Genomic DNA, 17,620 nt, shown 5'->3' with positions numbered 1-17,620 from the left:
CTTCATACCGAGCAAGTCCTTGCACCACGCACCACCTCCCAGAAGCGAAAAGTGCCGGCAATGCGGCCCGTACTGGAAAACAACCGGAGGAGCCACAGTGGCCACTCAGCCCAGGTTCACCAAGCAAGGCACCACCCCAGACCCATCAGAGGCCGACGGCGAAAGCGCCATAGCCATGCAAGAGATCCACCCCGTCGACCAGAAGCTCCCCCCGCTCAAGATGGCGACGACCGGCCTCCAGCACGTGGCGGCCATGTACGCGGGCGTCGTCGCCCCGCCGCTCATCGTGGGCGCGGCCATCGGCCTCTCCGCGAAGGAACTCACCTTCCTGACCGGCGCCTGTCTGTTCACCGCGGGCCTCGCCACGTTCCTCCAGACGCTCGGCATCTGGAAGATCGGCGCCCGACTGCCCTTCGTCAACGGCGTCACCTTCGCCGGTGTCGCCCCCATGCTCGCGGTCGTCGACTCGACCAAGGACAAGGACGACGCTCTCCCGATCATCTTCGGGGCGGTGATCGTCGCGGGTGTCCTCGGCTTCATCGCGGCCCCCTTCTTCTCCAAGCTGGTGCGCTTCTTCCCGCCGGTGGTGACCGGCACGGTCATCACGCTCATCGGCATCTCGCTCATGCCGGTCGCCTTCGGCTGGGCGCAAGGGCCCGTGCCGGGCGCCGACGACTACGGCTCGATGAAGAACCTCGGCCTTGCGGGCATCACCCTGGTGATCGTCCTGCTCCTGCGCCGCTTCACCACGGGCTTCGTCAAGCAGATCGCGGTGCTCCTCGGTCTCGTCGTCGGCACGGTCATCGCGATCCCGTTCGGCGTCACGGACTTCAGCCCGGTGGGCGACGCGGACATCGTCGGCTTCCCGACGCCGTTCCACTTCGGTGCCCCGCAGTTCGCGGCGGCGGCGATCGTCTCCCTCTGTGTCGTCATGGTCGTCTCGATGACGGAGTCGACGGCCGACATGCTCGCTCTCGGCGAGATCGTGGAGCGCCCCGCCGACGAGAAGACCATCGCGGCCGGTCTGCGCGCCGACTGCCTCGGCTCGGCGGTCAGCCCGCTCTTCAACGGCTTCATGTGCAGCGCGTTCGCGCAGAACATCGGCCTGGTCGCGATGACGAAGATCCGCAGCCGGTACGTCGTCGCCGCGGGCGGCGGTTTCCTGGTCCTGATGGGCCTGTGCCCGATGGCCGCCTCGCTCATCGCCGTCGTACCGCGTCCGGTGCTCGGCGGCGCGGGTGTCGTCCTCTTCGGCTCGGTCGCGGCGAGCGGCATCCAGACGCTGGTCAAGGCGAACCTGGAGCGGGACAACAACGTCCTGATCGTGGCCGTCTCACTGGCCGTCGGCCTCATCCCGATCGCGGCGCCGAAGTTCTACCACGCGTTCCCGGAGACCGCGAACATCATCCTCGACTCGGGCATCTCCACGGGCTGTGTCGCGGCGGTCCTCCTGAACCTCGTCTTCAACCACATCGGCAAGCGGGGTGAGGACGACGAAGTGACCAACCCGATGGAGCCCGGGGGAGAAATCGCTGAACAGAGGGTGCACGAAGGGTCTGCCGCAGCGGGGGCCCACTGACTTGAATCGTCCCCTCCCATGGGGGGATTGCTGGCTCAGGCCGCCTCCTGGAGCGCTGCTCCAGGAGGCGGCCTTCTCGCCGGTGGCCTCGTTCCACACCAAGCCGGTCGGTGTACCGGGCATGCCCCGCCTCCGCAGCCGACCTCACCTGCGTCATGGCGCCCCCTCACGGTTCCCGGCCGGACGCCATCGCATCCCCAACCCTCCGAAGGGCCATACGCACGACGGCCGCACGCACGTACTAAGGCGGTGGGGGGCGGTGGGGAGGCTTGCCTCTCGTGCGGAACATTGGCGTCGGATTCGTGCCAGACCGGGGCCGGGTGGCGCTGCTGAACTCGGACGCATGCCCGTACCTCTCACGTCCCCCTCGTCCGCCGGCGCCTCCGCCTTTGCCCGCTCGCGGTTCAGCGGCTGGCCGGCCGTCATCGCCGTGACGTTGGGGATCTTCTCCATCGTCACCACCGAGATCCTGCCGATCGGCCTTCTCACTCCCATCGGCGACACCTTCGCCATCTCGGACGGCACAGCCGGCCTGATGATGACCCTGCCCGGCATCCTCGCGGCCGTCGCCGCACCGACCGTGACGGTCACGACCGGCCGCGTCGACCGGCGCCGCATGCTCTGCGCCCTGATCCTGGTGCTCGCCCTCGCGAACTTCCTCGCGGCGCTCGCGCCCGGCTACTGGCTGATGCTCGTCTCCCGCATCCTCGTCGGACTCGTCATCGGCGCCTTCTGGTCCATCGGGTCGGGTCTCGCGGCCCGCCTGGTCCCCGAGGCGCAGGCAGGGCGGGCGACCGCCGTGATCTTCTCCGCGGTCCCGCTGGGTTCGGTACTCGGCGTACCGGCAGGCACTCTGCTGGGTCAACTCGCGGGCTGGCGCGTGGTGTTCGCGGTGATGGGCGTCCTGACGCTGGCCGTACTCGCCGCGCTGGTGGTGTCCGTGCCGTCGCTGCCGCCGAAGAGTGTCACCCGGCTGACTGTTCTCCGCGACTTGCTCGGCATGCCCCGCGTCAGGGTTGGCCTGGTCGTGACGTTCCTCATCGTGACGGCGCACTTCGGTACGTACACGTACGTCACCCCCTTCCTGGCGGACGTGACGCATGCGGGCCCGCAGCTCATCACCGTATTCCTCCTGGCATACGGCGCTGCGGGCATCGCCGGCAACTTCATCGCTGGCGCGTGGGTGAGGCGCGAGCCGCGCGTCACGTTCATGGTGGCCGCGTGCCTGCTCGCCGCCGCGACGCTGCTGATGCCCGTTCTCGGCACGGGCAAGTCCGGCGCGCTCGCGCTGCTCCTGGTCTGGGGTGTCGCGTACGGGGCCGTGCCGGTCTGCTCGCAGACGTGGTTCGTGACGGCGGCGCCGGGTGCGCCCGAGGCCGCGTCCGTGGTGTTCACGTCGTCGTTCCAGGCGACGTTCGCGTTCGGTGCGCTGGCGGGAGGCGTGGTGGTGGACGCGGTGTCCACGTCCGTGGTGATGGCCCTTGGGGGGATTGCGGCGGTGCTGGCTGCGGTGACGGTTGCTGTGCCTTTGCCTGTGCTTCGTCGGCGGCGTAGGTGGTGAAGTCCTGCCAGGCGGCGGGGGGGCGAGGGCGAGTTGGGGCCCTCGGGGTTCTTACTTCTAGGCAGTCGCCGTCGCCGCCACTGCTGTAGCTGCTCTTGAATCAGGACAGTTCGGGGGTGCTCATCATGCTCCTCGAATCCGGTGCAGCAGGCTCACTGAGTCTTCCAGCGTAAGTTCGGTGCCTCCTGTTCGAGATCTGCCCAGCGGCGGAACCACGACGCGAGGCCCCGTTGCGTTGCCTGACCTCGGCCCGGTCGACGAAGCGAGGTGGCGGAAATCGCCGGCCCTGCTCGCCCGAGGCGCCCGCCTGGCAAGGCGTCTGGTGCGATATCAACTCGACGAGTGGGGCGTGCTCTACGGCTGCGAACTCTCCGATACGGCGGCACAGATCGTCGCCGAGCTCGCGGCGAACGCGGAGACACATGGCCGGGTGTCAGGCCGGGCGGAGAGCGGCCCGCCGCTTGCCCCTCAACTGTACGACTCTGAGGGGGAGTTGGGCTCCGGTAGTGCGTGGATACGGGCGGGTGGCTTTGCTGGGCCGGTGGCTTTGACTTGTTGCCGGGGCCGCCCGGTTGTCCCGAGGTTGGCGGTTCCGGGCCGGGTGTCAAGGGCGCTCCTTCGTCGCGTCGGCTGCGCCGATTGCGCTGCGCTCCACCCTTGACACCCGTCCCTCCACCGCGCGAAGCGATATGACCGGGCGGCCACGGGGTGGGACTCTCGACCACTCCCGTCGGGCCATCACCCTTTCACTGCCGGGTGCGGACCGTCTCATTGCGGGTGCCCCTCACGCGGACAGGGGCGGGCGCCCGGTCCGCAGCCGCTCCGGTGGGGGGTGCCGATCTCGTCAAGCGGCTGCCGACCGGATCTTCCGGGGCGGCCGTCACGGGGAGAAAGGGGAGCCGCCCGGTCCGCGTCCGCTTCGGGGAGGGGCCCGGTCTCGTCAAGCGGCTGCGGCCTGGTTCTTCCGGCGTGGCCGCCAGGGGGACGGGCGGGCGCCTGGTCCGCGTCCGCTCCGGGGGTGGGTGCCGGTCTCGTCAGGCGACTGTCGACCGGATCTTCCGGGGTGGTCGTCAGGGGTGGGGTGGGCGAGGGCCTGCTGGTGGGTGCGGGGTGGTCGAGCGCCTGGCGACTGGTGGCGGTGGGGGTGTGCAGGTCGCGGCTGACGTGGGTCGGTCGGCTCCGAGGGGGTGGGGGTCCGGCACCTAATTTCGAGAAGGCGCGTTGCGCAATGCGTGCGCCCCCCTTCTGCCAGAACACAACTTTGCGAAAGTAGGTGCGCCACACCATCCGGATCGCCTTGATGAGCCTCTGCACCGAGGTATCGGTGGCGAGTGGTGAGGGCATCACGCATGGTTCCGCGGGGAGCCGACCCCGAAGGGGGGCAGGGGACGCCCCGAGCGAGCGGATTGCAGAAAATTCCCACCCATGTGCCTCCAATACACGGGCTGGCGTGGCACTTTCCTGCAATCGGCTCCCCGCCCCGCCTACAGAACCCCTTCCCAGCGCCCGGCGGCAGCCCGCTCGGCAAGAACGGCCTCACCCCCGACCGCCCGCGCGCCTCACCCCGTGACGGCCACGGGCGGAAGACCCGGTCGGCTGTCGTCTGACGAGACCGGCCCCCCTCCCCGGAAGCGGCTGCGGCCCAGGCACCCACCCGTACCGCTGACGGCCGCCCCAGGAGATCCGACCGATGGCCGCTTGACGAGCCGGTGCCGCTTCCCGGAGCGGACGCGGACCGGGCGCCCGCCCCTTCTCCGCGTGACGGCCACACCGGAGGAACCAGCCCGCAGTCGCTTGACGAGACCGGCACCCATTCCCGAAGTGGTCGCGGACCGGGCGCCGCCCTTCTCGGTGTGGCGGTCACGCCGGAAGATCCGGTCGACGGTCGCTTGACGAGCCGGTGCCGCTTCCCGGAGCGGCTGCGGACCGGGCGCCCGGCCTCTGTCCGCGTGAGGGTCACCCGCAATGAGCCGGGCCGCACCCGGCAGCGAGAGGGTGATGGCCCGACGGGAGTGGTCGAGAGTCCCGCCCCCCGGGCCGTCCGGTCGTCTTCCCTCGCGCGGTGGAGGGTTGGGTGTCAAGGGTGGAGCGAAGCGGAATCGGCGCAGCCGACGCGACGCAGGAGCGCCCTTTACTCCCGGCCCGGAACCGCCAACCTCGGGACAACCGGGCGGCCCCGGCAACAAGTCAAAGCCACCGGCCCAGCAAAGCCACCCCCCTGTTCCTCACGCCGCCGCGGCCGGCGCCCGGTCCGTGGCCAGTTTGACCGCCAGGGCGCCGAGCACCGTACCCATCACATACCGCTGCACCCGCAGCCAGGTCGGCCTGCGTGCCAGGAACACCGCGATGGTGCCCGCCGCCATGACGATGGCGAGGTTCACCCCCAGGCTGACGGAGATCTGGATGCTGCCGAGCACGAAGCCCTGCATGAGGGTGTTGCCGGACGCCGGGTCGATGAACTGCGGTATCAGCGAGACGTACATGATGGCGACCTTCGGGTTCAGGAGGTTCGTCAGGACCCCCATGGTGAAGAGACGCCGGGGCGAGTCCGGGGCCAGCTCCTGGTGGGCGAAGACCGATGTGCCGCCCGGCTTGAGCGCCTTCCAGGCCAGCCACGCCAAGTAGGCCGCACCCGCCAGCTTCACGGCCGTGTACAGCTGGGGGACCGCGAGAAAGACCAGGGACAGGCCCAGGTTGGCCGCCGTCAGATAGACGATGAAACCGACGGCGACCCCGGCCAGGGAGATCGCTCCGGCGCGCCTGCCCTGGGTGATGGTCCGCGAGACGAGGTACATCATGTTCGGTCCCGGCGTGAGCACCATGCCGAGGGAGACCACCGTGACGCCGAGTGCCGCGTTCATTCCGATCATTGACCAAGGATCGGACGGCCATACCCTTCAGCACCAGCAAAGAATTCTTCATGCATCGCGTAAGCGTTGCTACATCGGCGCGGGGTGTGGGGCCCCGCGCCGACGCGGACGGCTCAGCCGATGCGGTACGGGTCCCCGTACACCTTCCACTCCAGCGGCGTGTTCAGGTTCAGGTTGCCCTTCCGCAGGAACACCCGCTGAGCCGTGTCGACGCGGCTGGTGTCCTCGTGCGCCTCCTCCTGCTTCATCGCCCAGACGCGCGCGTCGAGGAAGGCGTTGAGGTACGTCACCTCGTCACCGCCCTGGGCCGGCGGCTTGGCCGAACGCAGCGCGCGCTTACGGATGTTGCGGAAGCTGGTGCTGTCGCCGCCGTCGCCGTGCATGACGATCGCGTCGTAGTACGCGAACTGCCCGAGGACACCGATGCCATCCGCCTTGCCCTGCTTGACGGCCGGGTTGAAGTAGACACGGTCGCGCTCGTCGTTCTGCGCCTTCTGGAACTCGGGGTCCTCGGCGGCCTTCTCCCAGTCACGCTTGTAGTTGGGGTCGAGACCCTCGTGGGAGTCGGTTCCGTCCACCTCGCGCAGTGCGGGGAGGTACTTGGCGAGGACGTTGCTCGGCTTGCGCTGGGTGTAGAGCTCGACGAGGTCCAGCATGTCGCCGGTGCCGGAGCAGAAGCCGATGATCCCGGCGGTGTAGCCGCGGCCGTCGCCTATGTCCTCGCAGTAGCGGTAGTAGTCCTTCCAGTTGAGGTCGGAGTTCTCGGCGCTGCAGACGATCTTCATGGCGATCTCCTTCTTCGCCGGATCGTCGAGCCCGCCCGCCCTGGGGGTGGGGGCGGCGCCTGCCGTCTGGGACGCGATGACCGGGCCCGCCACGAGTGAGGCGCCGATGAAGGCGAGCAGGGTGCGGCGTGAGGTGTGGATGCGGGGCGTGGGGGCGCGATGGGGGGTGGGCACGGGGCCTCCAAGGTGGGGGAGTTCGTCGATCCGGGCCGATCCGGGTCGATCCGATGACGCTTGGGTTCTTCCTCGTACTGTTAGGAAGGTTTCCTACCAGAGATTGAGGGTGACGTATACCCGTCGAGGGAGGGCGAGTTGGCGATCTTGGAGGCCCCGCGCCCGCCGACTACCGCGCCCCGGTCAGCCGTTCGCGCACCTGAACAGCGATTTTGTACGTGTCTCCGCTCGGCCGGGTCGCCAGGCGCCCCGGGTCACGAATCCACCCGTCCTCGATCTCGAACCAGTCGATGGCCTTCGGGCCGCGCCCTTCGTCGAGCGCTGCCCGCAGCTCCTTGAAGTACGTCTCCCAGCGCAGCCGGTAGAGCCCGCCGACGAGCCCGGCCCACTCCCGGTTGGCGTAGTCGCGCAGCCCCGCTTCCGCCCCGGACCGCGTGCCCCACACGGTCAGCAGCGACAGCTGGTCGTACGCGAGCCGCTCCCGTTCCGTCGCGTCGGCGCCCCACGAGCGGGCGTCGGCGACCCAACGCCCCAGGAGATGGCGGGAGTCGGTGGCCACCAGCTTGTCGAGCAGGTCCATGAGGCCGAGCCAGGTCCGTGTCAGCTCGTCGAAGCGGGCGGTGTCCCGGTCGTCGTACGCCTGCTTGATCCGCGGCAGGAGCACCCGGCTGCGGTTGGACAGGGCCTGGCGCGCCACGTCCAGTACGTCGCGGCGGTAGGCGGAGGAGCCTCGCAACTCACTTCGTACGTCGAGGAGTTCGGCGAGGGCGGGCTCGAAGTCCGACGGCTCGTACCGCATCGCCTTCGGTGACCAGGCCGCCGCCGACTTCGCCGACAGGTCGGGCCGTGCGCCGAACAGGCCGTCCGCGCCCTCGGCCCACTCGTCGGCGCGGGTCGTGCCGTACGCGGTGCGGCGCAGGATGTCCCAGGCGGCGGCCGCGTGTGGGTCGGCCGTGCCGTAGCGGGCCACGGACCAGTCGGTGAACCAGACGTCGAGGTCCAAGTCGCCGGTGCGCCAGGCCAGTTCGGAGAAGAGCTCGAAGGCGGCGGGGTTGTTGTCGGCCGCCTCCGGCATCAGGGAGATGCCGCGCTGCGTGCTGCCTTCCTTGGTGCGCCACTTCTCGTAGAGAGCCGCCCAGTCGGGGGTGTTGGCGCCGAGGGTGGTGTGCCCGCCGAAGTTCCAGATCGAGCCGAAGGTGTACGGGGTCGCGTTCCAGTCGGACTCGCGGTCGGTGACCTTCGGGAAGCGGTCGGAGAGGCCGTCGACCACCAGCATCCTCGACTTGTCGACGGCGTCGACGATGGCCTTGGGCGGATTGCTCTGCCAGCCGAGGATCACCCAGGTGGCGCCGGGGTGCGCGGCCTGGAGGGCCTTCTCCACGGCCTTCGCCGCGTCCGGCACCGGGACGTCGCCCGGCTTCCCGCCCTCGTGGAGGAGGTCCATCTTGTACATCGTCGACGCGCCGAACAGCTCGTCCTGGGCGCGGTAGAAGGCGGCGGCCACCCGGCCGAAGTGCTCGGTGCGCGGGTCGAGCCAGTCGGGCCGCGTGAAGCCGACCCAGTCGCCCTGCGGCACGGTCCTCGCGCCGGGATTCTTCGCGGTGAAGCCGGGTGGCACCGTCCCGAAGTAGCCGGGGAGGACGGGCGTCATGCCCAGATCGCGCAGCCGGTCCGCGATGCGGCGCCCCAACGCGGCCCGTCTGTCGATGAGTTGCCGCGAGACGGGGTACGGGAAGGCGGACATGTTCTGGAGCAGCCACCACGGCTGGTGGGCCGGGGCCGGTATCCACGCGCGCAACTCCCGGTCGGAGTAGCCGAACTCCTGGAACACGCGGTGGTAGAGCGCGTCGGCGCCGACGTACACCAGGACTTCGTTGTAGCCGTGCAGCGCGAGCACGTCGATCTCGCGCTCCCAGTAGGACCAGTCGTGGTACGCCCCCGTGTAGCCGTCGTTCGTGTCGTTCAGGACGAAGCGGTGCGGGGCGTTGGCGCGCCCGGTCACCGGCTTGTCGAGGCCGGGGAGCCGGTCGGGCAGGTCGAGCTGGTCACCCGCCCAGGTGATGTTCGCGTGCGCGGTGTGCTTCAAGTAGTGGCGCAGGGCGGTGAGTTGGACGGCCGGGGTCGGCCCGGCGATGGTGATGTGCCCGCGCCGCCCGGAGATCCGGAAGGTGTCGGCGGGGCCCTCGGTGGCGAACGTCAGCTGCTTCCAGTGTCCGGGCAGCAGCCGCCGGGCGGCCTTGGCCGCGGGCGATGCGGAGGTCGGGGCGCCGTCGGCGGTGGAGCCGGAGCAGGCGACGGCGGCGCCGGTCGTTCCGGCGAGAGCGGTGAGGAAGGTGCGGCGGGGCAGGGGCATGACGTAGGGATACCCTCCCGGTTCGGCGGCGCTCGGGCGGGCGCCCGAGCGGTGCTGGACGGCGCACCACGATGAACCGCCCGCGAACCATGGTCAAGAAGGCCTTCCGGGACGGACCCCGCCCGCCGTGCACGGCCCCGATGGGCGAAGCCCCGGTGTTAGCGTCGGCGGATGACCGCACCCCTGCCCGGCAAGCCGACCCGCGCCTCCACCACGGGACGCCCTCTGATGGCCGCCCTCGACCTGTTCGGGCGGCGCTGGAGCCTGCGGATCGTCTGGGAGCTGCGGGCCGAGCCGCTGGGGTTCCGCGCGCTCCAGGAGCGGTGCGACGCGATGTCGTCCAGTGTGCTGCGCCAGCGCCTGACCGAACTGCTCGAAGCCCGACTGGTGCGGCAACTGCCCGACAGCTCCTACGTCCTGACCGCGCTCGGCGGCGAGGCCCACCAGGCCCTGCGCCCGCTGGACGCCTGGGCCGAGCGCTGGGCCGCCGAGGTCAGCGCCGACTCGGCAGAGGGTCGGCGCTGAGCGCGTCGCGCATCCGGGAGACGGCGGCCGTCAGTGTGTGGAGCGGCCGGAGCAGCAGGGTCGCCTCCGTCAACTGACCGTTGGCGTCCACCTGTTGCACGAAGGTGCCGTACACGGACTCCTCGCCGACGTCGGCGGTGAAGGTCGTCACGGTCTGCCGCTCCGCCCCGTCCTTCCCGCTGCCCGTCCCGGGGTCGGTGAACTCCCGCAGCGGTTCGATCCCGGTCAGGCACTCCCCGATCTTCGGGAACAGGTGCGCCACGTCGTCCCGCCCGCTGTAGTCGGCGACAGGGCTGTGGAAGACGACGTCCCGCGCGAGCAGGAGCCGGGTCCGGTCGGGTGCGCCGGGCGCCAGTACGTCACGTACATCGAGGCTCATCGGTATCGCTCCTCCTGACTGCTTCGGTTTCCGAAGCGCTTCCCCGAGCGTAGCCCCGCCGCCGGGACTTTGTCCCGTCCTCGTGGGCCGACATCCCGTACGAGCCCGGCTCCAGATCCCGGATCCGGCGGCGGTCCATGCCCATAGCTGCGCTCGGCACGCCTGACTACTTTCGATTTCAGGAATCCGCACCTTTCCGAAATCCGCACCTTTCCGAGAAGGGCAGCACATGAAGCGCGTGCACAGGACCGCGGTCAAGGCCGAAATAGTCCGCGAACCGGGAGCCAAGGAGACCACCCACCGGAAACTCATCGACACGCCGGACGGAGCCGACCGCTTCGTCCTCACCGAATTCGAGGTGTCGCCGAACGGCTCGACCCCACCGCATTACCACGAGTGGGAGCACGAGATCTATGTGCTCGAAGGCTCGATGGGGCTCGTCATGCCCGAACTCGGCAAGACCGAGGAAGTCGGCCCCGGTGACGCCATCTTCATCCCCCGCAATGAACCCCACGGCTTCGTCACAGGCCCGGACCAGACCTGCCGGTTCCTGGTCGTCGCGCCCTGCGAGCGGCCCCCGGTACGGAACGTCTTCCTCTCCGAGGACCCGTACGAGTACACGCAGAACCCCGAGTACGTGAGCCTCCTGGAGGCCGGCAAGTGAGCGCACCGACGGACGCGGCGAGCAGCCGCGCCCTCGCTCCGTACGAGGACGCACCGGATCCCGGCCCCCTCCTCGCCCTGAACTTCGGCTTCGCCCGCGCCAGGGTGCTCGGCACGGCCCTGGACCTCGGCGTGTTCACCGGCCTCGCACGGGGCCCGCGTGACGCGCGGGGACTCGCCGCCGAGCTGGGCTGCGACCCCGTAGGGCTGCGCGCACTGCTCGCGGCCCTTGAAGAGCTGGGCCTGGTCGCGGGCGGTGACGGCGGCGGCGAGGAGAGCTGGACGCTCACCGACGCGTCCCGCGCCCATCTCGTCGAGGGCGGCCGGGGCTACCTCGGCGGTCACTTCGCCGACGTACTGGCGGAGTGGGACCAGTGGAGCGGCCTGACCGAACTGGTGCGGGCCGGCGGGCACGGCGGCGGTGAGCTGGGCGCGCCCGAGAACCGGGGGCTCTACTCGGGGATGTTCGCGGGGATCTTCCCGGTGGGGGTGCGCACCGCCTTCCGTGTGGTGCGCGAGCTCACCCGGCACGACCCCTCCCTGCCGGACGCGGGCCGCGTCCTGGACTTCGCGTCGGGCGCGGGCGAGTGGGGCATCGCCCTGGCCGCCGCCGACCCGGAGGCACGCGTGGTGGCCCACGACGCCCCGGCGCTGCTCGGCGCCGCGCGTGAGCGGGCGGCGGAGTTCGGCGTGGCGGAACGGTTCCGCTTCGTGCCCGCCGACTTCACCAGGGGCAACGCCGGTGACTTCCCCAGGGCGCCCTTCCCCGACGGCTGTTTCGACACCGTCGTCCTGGCCCACCTGAGCCGCTTCGCGGGCCCTGACGCCACGGAGCGGCTCGTCCAGGAGTGCGCACGGCTGCTGCGCCCCGGCGGCACCCTGCTGCTCGTCGACGTCATGCGCCAGGCGCCGGGGCGGCCCGCCCTGCACCGCCCGATGATCGCGCTCAGCCTCCTGGTGAACACCGAGGCGGGCGGCGTCCAGGCGGAATCCGCGTACCGCACGGTCATGGAGAAATACGGGGTGACGGCAAAGGAGTCCGTCACGCCCGGCCTCATCACCGTCCTGACAGGAGAAAGGCGTTAGTGGTTCACGTGCGAGAAGTGGTGGTCACCGGTCTGGGAGTGGTCAGCCCGGCCGGAACAGGAACAGAAGCGTTATGGGAAACCATCTCCGCGGGAAAGAGCGTGACGAAGCCCCTTTCCGACATCACGAGTTCGGCGCTCTTCAAAGACTTCGACTTCGTGTCGGACTCGATCGCCGAGGTCTCCGGATTCGAGGAGCAGATACCGGCTCTTCCGCCCGAGGTGCAACGGCTCGACCGGTACACACAGTTCGCCGTCGCGGCCGCGTACCAGGCCGTACGGGACGCCGGACTCGCCCAGGGAACGTACGACCCGGAGCGCGCCGGACTCTCGCTGTCCACGGCGGTCTGCGGCACCCCGAAGATGGAGGAGGAGTTCCTGCGGGTCACCGACGGGGGCCGGGGACCCATCGACCCGGCCAAGGCGGGCCGCGACCTCTACCTCGCGTCCATGTCGAACACCCCGGGCACCATCCTCTCGGCGCTGCTCGGCATGCAGGGCCCCTGCGTGACCCTGTCGACGGGCTGCATCGGGGGCGTCGACGCGGTCGGCCACGCCTACGAGGCGATCCGCCACGGGGACGCGGACGTGATGATCGCGGGAGCCACGGAGGCGCCCATCACCCCGGTGACGGTCGCGTCCTTCGAGATCATCAACTGCCTTTCGCGCGCCCACGCCGACCGGCCCGACGCCGCGTCCCGGCCGTACGACGCGGGCCGCGACGGCTTCGTGCTCGGCGAGGGCTGCGGCATCGTCGTCCTGGAGTCGCGCGAGCACGCCGAACGCCGGGGCGCCGCCCCCTACTTGACGATCGACGGCTTCTCGCACACCTCGAATGCCGCGCACATGACCGACCTGCTCTCCGACGGCGAGGACCTGACCCGCGCCATGACACAGGCCGTCGCGGAGGCCGGCCTGCGTCCGCGGGACATCGACCACGTCAGCTCGCACGGCAGTTCGACCCCGCAGAACGACACCTGCGAGACCAGCGCCCTCAAGCTCGCCCTCGGCGAGCGCGCCCGCGAGATCCCGGTGAACTCGGCGAAGTCGATGGTCGGCCACGCGCTGGCCGCCGCGAGCGCCATGGAGATCGTGCTCTGCGCCCTCGCGGCCAAGCACTCCTTCGTCCACCCGACCGCCAACTACGAGAACCCCGACCCGACGTGCGACCTCGACTACGTCCCGGGCGAAGGCCGCCCGTGGCACGGCGAGGCGATCCTCAAGGGCGCCAGCGGATTCGCGGGGCTGCACGCCGCGCTCGTCACGCGGGCCGTGCGGGAAGGGGCGCACCGATGAGCGTCGTCATCACCGGAATCGGCGCGGTCACACCCGCGGGCACCGGCATCGACCCCCTCTGGGACAGCGCACGCGCGGGCATCCCGCAGGTCGCCGCCATCGACCGCTTCGACGCATCGGGATACGCCACCTCGGCGGCGGGACAGGCGGACTTCGACGCGGGCGCCGAACTGCCGTCCCGCTTCGTCAAGCGCACCGACCGCTTCACGCACCTGTCCGTGCACGCCGTGCGCCAGGCACTCGCGGACGCCCGCGTCACCGTGGGCGAAGAGGTGCCCGCCGAGCGCACCGGCGTCATGGTCGGAAACATCCTGGGCGGCTGGGAGTTCGCCGAGCGCGAGCTGCGCCACCTGTGGACCGAAGGACCGCGCGCGGTCAGCCCCTACCAGGCGACCGCCTGGTTCCCCGCGGCGCCGCAGGGCAACATCTGCATCGAGCAGGGGATCAAGGGCCCGGCGCGTACGTTCGTCGCCGAGCGGGCCAGCGGTGCGTACGCCCTGATCGGCGGGGCCGAGGCGCTCCTGCGCGACCGCGCGGACGTCGTGATCGCGGGCGGCGTGGAGGCGCCCCTCTCGCCCTACGGCTGGCTCTGCATGGAGACCTCCGGCCTCGGCGCGAAGTCCCGCGGCTCGCTCGGCCCGCACGAGCTGTACCGCCCGTTCGACGCGGGCCACGGCGGCAGCGTCTTCGGCGAGGGCGCGGTGTTCCTGGTCATGGAGCGGCGCGAGCACGCCGAGAGGCGCGGGGCGCGGATCCTGGGCGAGCTCGCCGGCTGGGGCGTGAGCACCGACGGCTACATGCCGTACTACACGGTCGAGCCGACCGGACAGGTCCTGGGCCGCGCGATGCGGACCGCCACCGAACGCGCCGGGATCCGGGGCGGCGACATCGGAGCGGTCTTCGCGCACGGCTCGGGCGTCCCGTTCGAGGACGTGACGGAGGGATACGCGCTGCACGAGGCGTTCGGATCCGCCACCGCGCGCCAACTCCCCGTCACCGCGCCCAAGTCGGGCTTCGGCCACCTCCTGGGAGCGGCAGCGCCCGCCGACGCGGCACTGGCGCTGCGGGCGATGCGCGACGGGGTCCTTCCACCGACCGTGAACCTGGACCACCGGGCTCCCGGCATCGACCTCGACCTGGTCGCGGGGCAGGCGCGTCCCGCGGCCGGCTGCGAGCACACGCTGGTGGTCTCACGCGGTCTGGGAGGTGTCAACGCATGTCTGTTGCTGAGGCGTTGACCGTGCGAGGGGCCCTGCCCCAGTCGGTCGGGATCCGCGCGGTGGGCATCGACATCGTCGACGTCGAGCGCCTGCGCACCATGGTCGAGCGGCGTGGGCAGCGGCTCGTCGAGCGGCTCTTCACGGTCAATGAACGGGCCCTGTGCGAGGGCACGTCGCCGCGCCACCGGGCGTACTGCATGGCCGGCCGCATCGCCGCCAAGGAGGCCGTGCGCAAGGCGTTCGGCGGCTACGGCGAAGGCCTCGGCTGGCGGGACGTCGAGATCGGCCGCGACGCGTCGGGCGCACCCGTGCCGCGGCTGACCGGCCGGGCCGACGAGGCCTTCCGGCGCGCCGCGTACAGCGGGCTGCACGTGAGCATCTCGCACGAGGCGGGCGTGGCCGTGGCGATCGCGGTCGCCGACTGACGGCGGGCCGGAAGCCGTCTCCCTCACCAGCCGGAAACCATCTCAACCACCAGAAGGAGTACGTGAGTCACATGGACATCCGCGAGAACGTGGTCGCCGTCATGCGCGGCGCCGGATTCGAGAGCGAGGAGCTGACCGAGGACCGGCGCCTCGCCGAGGACCTCGACATCGACTCGACCGAGCTGGTCGAGGTCGTCGTCGCCCTGGAGCAGCACTTCGGCGTCAGCATCGACGCCGACGCCGAGGGCGGCTTCCGTACCTTCGGCGACCTCGTCGACTGTGTGCGGCGCCTGTTGTCGGCCGGTGTCACAGCGGTGGGGAGCTGAGACGATGCCCAGGATCGAGAACAGCGTCGTCATCGAGGCCGACGCCCGCAGTGTCTTCGCCATCACCAATGACATCGGCCGCTGGCCCCACCTCTTCGACGAGTACAGCCACGCCAAGGTGGTCTCGGAGGAGCGGGACGGCCGCTGGACCGAGATTCTCTTCGAGCTGACCAACCCCGAGGGCTCCACCTGGAGTTCCTGGCGGCTCCTTGACCACCGCGAGCTCACGGCGGTCGCGGAGCGCCGCGATCCGCTCTTCCCGTTCCGCTACATGCACCTCAGGTGGAGCTATCAGCAGGTGCCCGAGGGGACCCTGATGACCTGGGTCCAGGACTTCGAGGTCGACGACGCCTTCGATGTCCCGCTGCCGACGGTCGTGGAGCGCATGCAGCTGCACACCCGGCAGAACCAGGCGGGCATCAAACGGAAGATCGAGTCCGGGGTCTGAGTTCTCCGTGCCCATCGCCGTCACGGGGGTCATCGCGATGGACCACCTCATGACCTTCCCGGGTCGCTTCCCGAAGAGTCCGGCGCCGGACCGGCCGCACGTCGCATCCCTGGCCTTCCTCGCGGAGCGGCTGGAGATACGCCGGGGCGGCGGTGGCGCCAACGTCGCCTTCGGCCTCGGCCGGCTCGGCCTCGATCCGGTCCTGGTCGGCGCGGTCGGACCCGACTTCGCCGACTACCAGGTGTGGCTCAAGCAGCACGGGGTCGACACCGAGTCCGTGCTCGTCGTGCCGGGCGAGCACACCGCGCGGTACATGTGCACGACCGACATGGAGGGGGAGCGGGTCAGCGCGTTCCGGCCGGGCGCCCTGCGGGCCTCCTCCACCCTCTCGCTGCGTTCCGTCGCGGAGCGCACGGGCGGTCTCGGCCTCGTGGTGGTCGAGCCGGGCGATCCGGCCGCGATGCTCCGGCACACCGAGGAGTGCCGCGCGCTGGGGCTGCCGTTCGTGGTCCACCCTTCGTGGCAGATCGGAGGGCTGGGCCGCGCTGACCTCAAGTACCTGCTCAATGGGGCAAGTTGTCTCTTCACGGACGAGGTCGACGCGGAGCGGCTGAGGGAGTCCACCGGTTGGAGCGGTCCGCGGATCCTCGAACGGGTCGGGGCGTGGGTCACCACGCTCGGCGCCGCGGGGGCGCGGATCGAGCGCCACGGCCACGAGCCGTCCCTCGTCCCCGCGCTCGGGTCGGTCACCGTGGCCGAGCCGAGCGGGGCGGGGGGCGCGTTCCGGGCGGGCCTGGTCGCCGGGGCCGCCCAGGGAGCGCCGCTCGAACGGGCGGCCCAACTCGGTTGCGTGCTCGCCTCGTTCGCCCTGGAGACGACCGGCACACAGGAGTACGCGGTGGACGTGCGCCGCCTCCTGAACCGGGTCAGGGAGACCTACGGCCACACGGCGGCGGCCGCGATCCGCCGCCTGCTCACCTACGCCGCATGAGCCTGCCGGCGGAACCGGCAGAGCGTACAGAGAGAGTGAGGAGCACCCGATCCATGTACCTAGACCTGAGCATCCCCATCAGTCGCCGCGCACCCGGCGTGGAGTTCGAGCAGTGGCTCCACCGGGACGGCATCCGCCATCTGTCGCGCAGGATCAGGGCGTTGCCGGGGGACAGCCGAAAGGACCGGCGGCGCAACTACTGGCGCTGGCTGACCGGAGCGCGTCGGCTGCGCGCACGCGACCTGCCCGACGGCTGTTTCCTCTCCAACGAGTTCTACCGGATGTCCGTGCACCAGGGCACGCACGTGGACGCGCCCTTCCACTACGGCCCCGAGTGCGCGGGGGAGCCCGCCAAGAAGGTCCTCGACCTGCCGCTGGAGTGGTTCCACGGGCCCGGAGTCGTCCTCGACGTACGGAAGTGCGGGGGACGCGTCACGGCAGCCGATGTCAAGGAGGCACTCCACGCGGCCGGTGCGCGGGTGGGGCCGGGGACGGTGGTGCTCTTCCGCACCGACTCGGATCTGCGCCTGGGCACGCCCGCGTACTACACGGAGTCCACCGCCATCACGCCTGGGGCCGTCGACCATCTGCTGGATCTCGGCGTGAAGGTTCTCGGTACGGACTGCTGGAGTTTCGACGGACCAGCGCGCGCGATGGTGGAGTCGTTCTACGGAACGCGCGACCCGGCGGCTCTCTGGCCCACGCATCTCCACGGCAGGAAACGGGAGTTCATCCAGATCGAGGGACTGGCCCGGTTGCGTGACCTCCCGCAAGGCGGTGCCTTCACCTTCACGGCTTTCCCCGTCGCCTTGGCCGATGCGGGCGCCGCGTGGTGCAGGGCGGTGGCCGACGTACAAGAACGCGTGCCGCAATGATTGGGTCAATTGCACGGGCAATTGAGGCTTTTCCCCGTGCGGTGTCAGGGAGATGGCCGTCCTGT

16 protein-coding genes and 1 pseudogene are annotated in these 17,620 nt (G+C 70.6%); 13 read left to right on the top strand and 4 right to left on the bottom strand.

From position 1 onward, the window contains the following. The first annotated feature begins 175 nt into the window (after nucleotides 1-175). The 3 genes and pseudogenes from M4V62_RS10200 to M4V62_RS10185 all read left to right on the top strand — a co-directional run. Nucleotides 176-1,579, top strand: a complete 1,404-nt coding sequence (locus tag M4V62_RS10200; RefSeq protein ID WP_249586923.1) for a nucleobase:cation symporter-2 family protein — start codon at nucleotides 176-178, stop codon at nucleotides 1,577-1,579. A gap of 343 nt (nucleotides 1,580-1,922) precedes the next feature. Further along, nucleotides 1,923-3,140 carry an MFS transporter gene (locus tag M4V62_RS10195; protein WP_249586922.1) on the top strand — a complete coding sequence of 406 codons (1,218 nt, stop codon included), beginning with the start codon at nucleotides 1,923-1,925 and terminating at the stop codon, nucleotides 3,138-3,140. 235 nt (nucleotides 3,141-3,375) lie between these two features. Then, nucleotides 3,376-3,582 (top strand): annotated as a pseudogene (locus tag M4V62_RS10185) (hypothetical protein); the annotation flags it as partial. A gap of 1,783 nt (nucleotides 3,583-5,365) precedes the next feature. Here the strand turns inward: M4V62_RS10185 and M4V62_RS10180 are convergent. The 3 genes from M4V62_RS10180 to M4V62_RS10170 all read right to left on the bottom strand — a co-directional run bounded on the left by M4V62_RS10180 (nucleotide 5,366) and on the right by M4V62_RS10170 (nucleotide 9,322). Next, nucleotides 5,366-6,010 (bottom strand): LysE family translocator, encoded by a 645-nt coding sequence (locus M4V62_RS10180; RefSeq protein WP_249586921.1) that lies wholly within the window; start codon nucleotides 6,008-6,010, stop codon nucleotides 5,366-5,368. Between the two features lie 113 nt (nucleotides 6,011-6,123). Continuing rightward, nucleotides 6,124-6,969, bottom strand: a complete 846-nt coding sequence (locus M4V62_RS10175; protein WP_249586920.1) for a chitosanase — start codon at nucleotides 6,967-6,969, stop codon at nucleotides 6,124-6,126. Between the two features lie 169 nt (nucleotides 6,970-7,138). Next, complete coding sequence (locus M4V62_RS10170) at nucleotides 7,139-9,322, bottom strand: alpha-N-acetylglucosaminidase (RefSeq protein ID WP_249586919.1); 2,184 nt, start codon at nucleotides 9,320-9,322, stop codon at nucleotides 7,139-7,141. A 171-nt stretch (nucleotides 9,323-9,493) separates the two neighbouring features. On the opposite strand from M4V62_RS10170, the gene M4V62_RS10165 reads away from it, so the two are divergent. Beyond that, on the top strand, nucleotides 9,494-9,847 hold the full coding sequence (locus M4V62_RS10165) for a winged helix-turn-helix transcriptional regulator (RefSeq protein ID WP_249586918.1): 354 nt from the start codon (nucleotides 9,494-9,496) through the stop codon (nucleotides 9,845-9,847). On the opposite strand, the gene M4V62_RS10160 is transcribed toward M4V62_RS10165, so the two are convergent. Next, complete coding sequence (locus tag M4V62_RS10160) at nucleotides 9,816-10,226, bottom strand: hypothetical protein (protein WP_249586917.1); 411 nt, start codon at nucleotides 10,224-10,226, stop codon at nucleotides 9,816-9,818. The genes M4V62_RS10165 and M4V62_RS10160 overlap by 32 nt on opposite strands. Before the next feature lie 229 nt (nucleotides 10,227-10,455). Between M4V62_RS10160 and M4V62_RS10155 the strand changes: the two genes are divergently transcribed. From M4V62_RS10155 to M4V62_RS10115, 9 genes are all read left to right on the top strand, one after another. Continuing rightward, on the top strand, nucleotides 10,456-10,890 hold the full coding sequence (locus M4V62_RS10155) for a cupin domain-containing protein (RefSeq protein WP_249586916.1): 435 nt from the start codon (nucleotides 10,456-10,458) through the stop codon (nucleotides 10,888-10,890). Next, nucleotides 10,887-11,975, top strand: coding sequence for a class I SAM-dependent methyltransferase (locus M4V62_RS10150; RefSeq protein WP_249586915.1), 1,089 nt, complete (start codon nucleotides 10,887-10,889; stop codon nucleotides 11,973-11,975). Before M4V62_RS10155 ends, M4V62_RS10150 begins: the two co-directional genes overlap by 4 nt. Continuing rightward, nucleotides 11,975-13,270: a beta-ketoacyl-[acyl-carrier-protein] synthase family protein gene (locus tag M4V62_RS10145; RefSeq protein ID WP_347277050.1), complete on the top strand. Its 1,296-nt coding sequence runs from the start codon at nucleotides 11,975-11,977 to the stop codon at nucleotides 13,268-13,270. Before M4V62_RS10150 ends, M4V62_RS10145 begins: the two co-directional genes overlap by 1 nt. Next, complete coding sequence (locus tag M4V62_RS10140; RefSeq protein ID WP_249586914.1) at nucleotides 13,267-14,508, top strand: beta-ketoacyl-[acyl-carrier-protein] synthase family protein; 1,242 nt, start codon at nucleotides 13,267-13,269, stop codon at nucleotides 14,506-14,508. Before M4V62_RS10145 ends, M4V62_RS10140 begins: the two co-directional genes overlap by 4 nt. Continuing rightward, nucleotides 14,487-14,915 carry a holo-ACP synthase gene (gene acpS, locus M4V62_RS10135; RefSeq protein WP_249586913.1) on the top strand — a complete coding sequence of 143 codons (429 nt, stop codon included), beginning with the start codon at nucleotides 14,487-14,489 and terminating at the stop codon, nucleotides 14,913-14,915. The genes M4V62_RS10140 and acpS overlap by 22 nt, the downstream gene beginning before the upstream one ends. A 71-nt stretch (nucleotides 14,916-14,986) precedes the next feature. Beyond that, entirely contained in the window at nucleotides 14,987-15,241 is a 255-nt protein-coding gene (locus M4V62_RS10130; protein WP_249586912.1) for an acyl carrier protein, read from the top strand. Between the two features lie 4 nt (nucleotides 15,242-15,245). Beyond that, nucleotides 15,246-15,689: an SRPBCC family protein gene (locus tag M4V62_RS10125; protein WP_249586911.1), complete on the top strand. Its 444-nt coding sequence runs from the start codon at nucleotides 15,246-15,248 to the stop codon at nucleotides 15,687-15,689. A gap of 49 nt (nucleotides 15,690-15,738) precedes the next feature. After that, a complete protein-coding gene (locus M4V62_RS10120; RefSeq protein WP_249586910.1) occupies nucleotides 15,739-16,680 on the top strand; it encodes a PfkB family carbohydrate kinase in 942 nt (313 codons plus the stop codon). A gap of 53 nt (nucleotides 16,681-16,733) precedes the next feature. Continuing rightward, a complete protein-coding gene (locus tag M4V62_RS10115; RefSeq protein ID WP_249586909.1) occupies nucleotides 16,734-17,555 on the top strand; it encodes a cyclase family protein in 822 nt (273 codons plus the stop codon). Nucleotides 17,556-17,620: the final 65 nt, after the last annotated feature.

The organism is Streptomyces durmitorensis (assembly GCF_023498005.1).
GTDB classification, from domain to species: Bacteria; Actinomycetota; Actinomycetes; order Streptomycetales; family Streptomycetaceae; genus Streptomyces; species Streptomyces durmitorensis.
This window is presented reverse-complemented; position numbering and strand designations above follow the sequence as displayed.

What these genes read in the sequence shown, in the direction of transcription:
- M4V62_RS10200 (WP_249586923.1), top strand. Translation starts at nt 176, where the DNA reads ATGCAAGAGATCCACCCCGTCGACCAGAAGCTCCCCCCGCTCAAGATG.
- M4V62_RS10195 (WP_249586922.1), top strand. Translation starts at nt 1,923, where the DNA reads ATGCCCGTACCTCTCACGTCCCCCTCGTCCGCCGGCGCCTCCGCCTTT.
- M4V62_RS10180 (WP_249586921.1), bottom strand. Translation starts at nt 6,010, where the DNA reads ATGATCGGAATGAACGCGGCACTCGGCGTCACGGTGGTCTCCCTCGGC.
- M4V62_RS10170 (WP_249586919.1), bottom strand. Translation starts at nt 9,322, where the DNA reads ATGCCCCTGCCCCGCCGCACCTTCCTCACCGCTCTCGCCGGAACGACC.
- M4V62_RS10165 (WP_249586918.1), top strand. Translation starts at nt 9,494, where the DNA reads ATGACCGCACCCCTGCCCGGCAAGCCGACCCGCGCCTCCACCACGGGA.
- M4V62_RS10160 (WP_249586917.1), bottom strand. Translation starts at nt 10,226, where the DNA reads ATGAGCCTCGATGTACGTGACGTACTGGCGCCCGGCGCACCCGACCGG.
- M4V62_RS10155 (WP_249586916.1), top strand. Translation starts at nt 10,456, where the DNA reads ATGAAGCGCGTGCACAGGACCGCGGTCAAGGCCGAAATAGTCCGCGAA.
- M4V62_RS10140 (WP_249586914.1), top strand. Translation starts at nt 13,267, where the DNA reads ATGAGCGTCGTCATCACCGGAATCGGCGCGGTCACACCCGCGGGCACC.
- acpS (WP_249586913.1), top strand. Translation starts at nt 14,487, where the DNA reads ATGTCTGTTGCTGAGGCGTTGACCGTGCGAGGGGCCCTGCCCCAGTCG.
- M4V62_RS10130 (WP_249586912.1), top strand. Translation starts at nt 14,987, where the DNA reads ATGGACATCCGCGAGAACGTGGTCGCCGTCATGCGCGGCGCCGGATTC.
- M4V62_RS10125 (WP_249586911.1), top strand. Translation starts at nt 15,246, where the DNA reads ATGCCCAGGATCGAGAACAGCGTCGTCATCGAGGCCGACGCCCGCAGT.
- M4V62_RS10120 (WP_249586910.1), top strand. Translation starts at nt 15,739, where the DNA reads ATGACCTTCCCGGGTCGCTTCCCGAAGAGTCCGGCGCCGGACCGGCCG.
- M4V62_RS10115 (WP_249586909.1), top strand. Translation starts at nt 16,734, where the DNA reads ATGTACCTAGACCTGAGCATCCCCATCAGTCGCCGCGCACCCGGCGTG.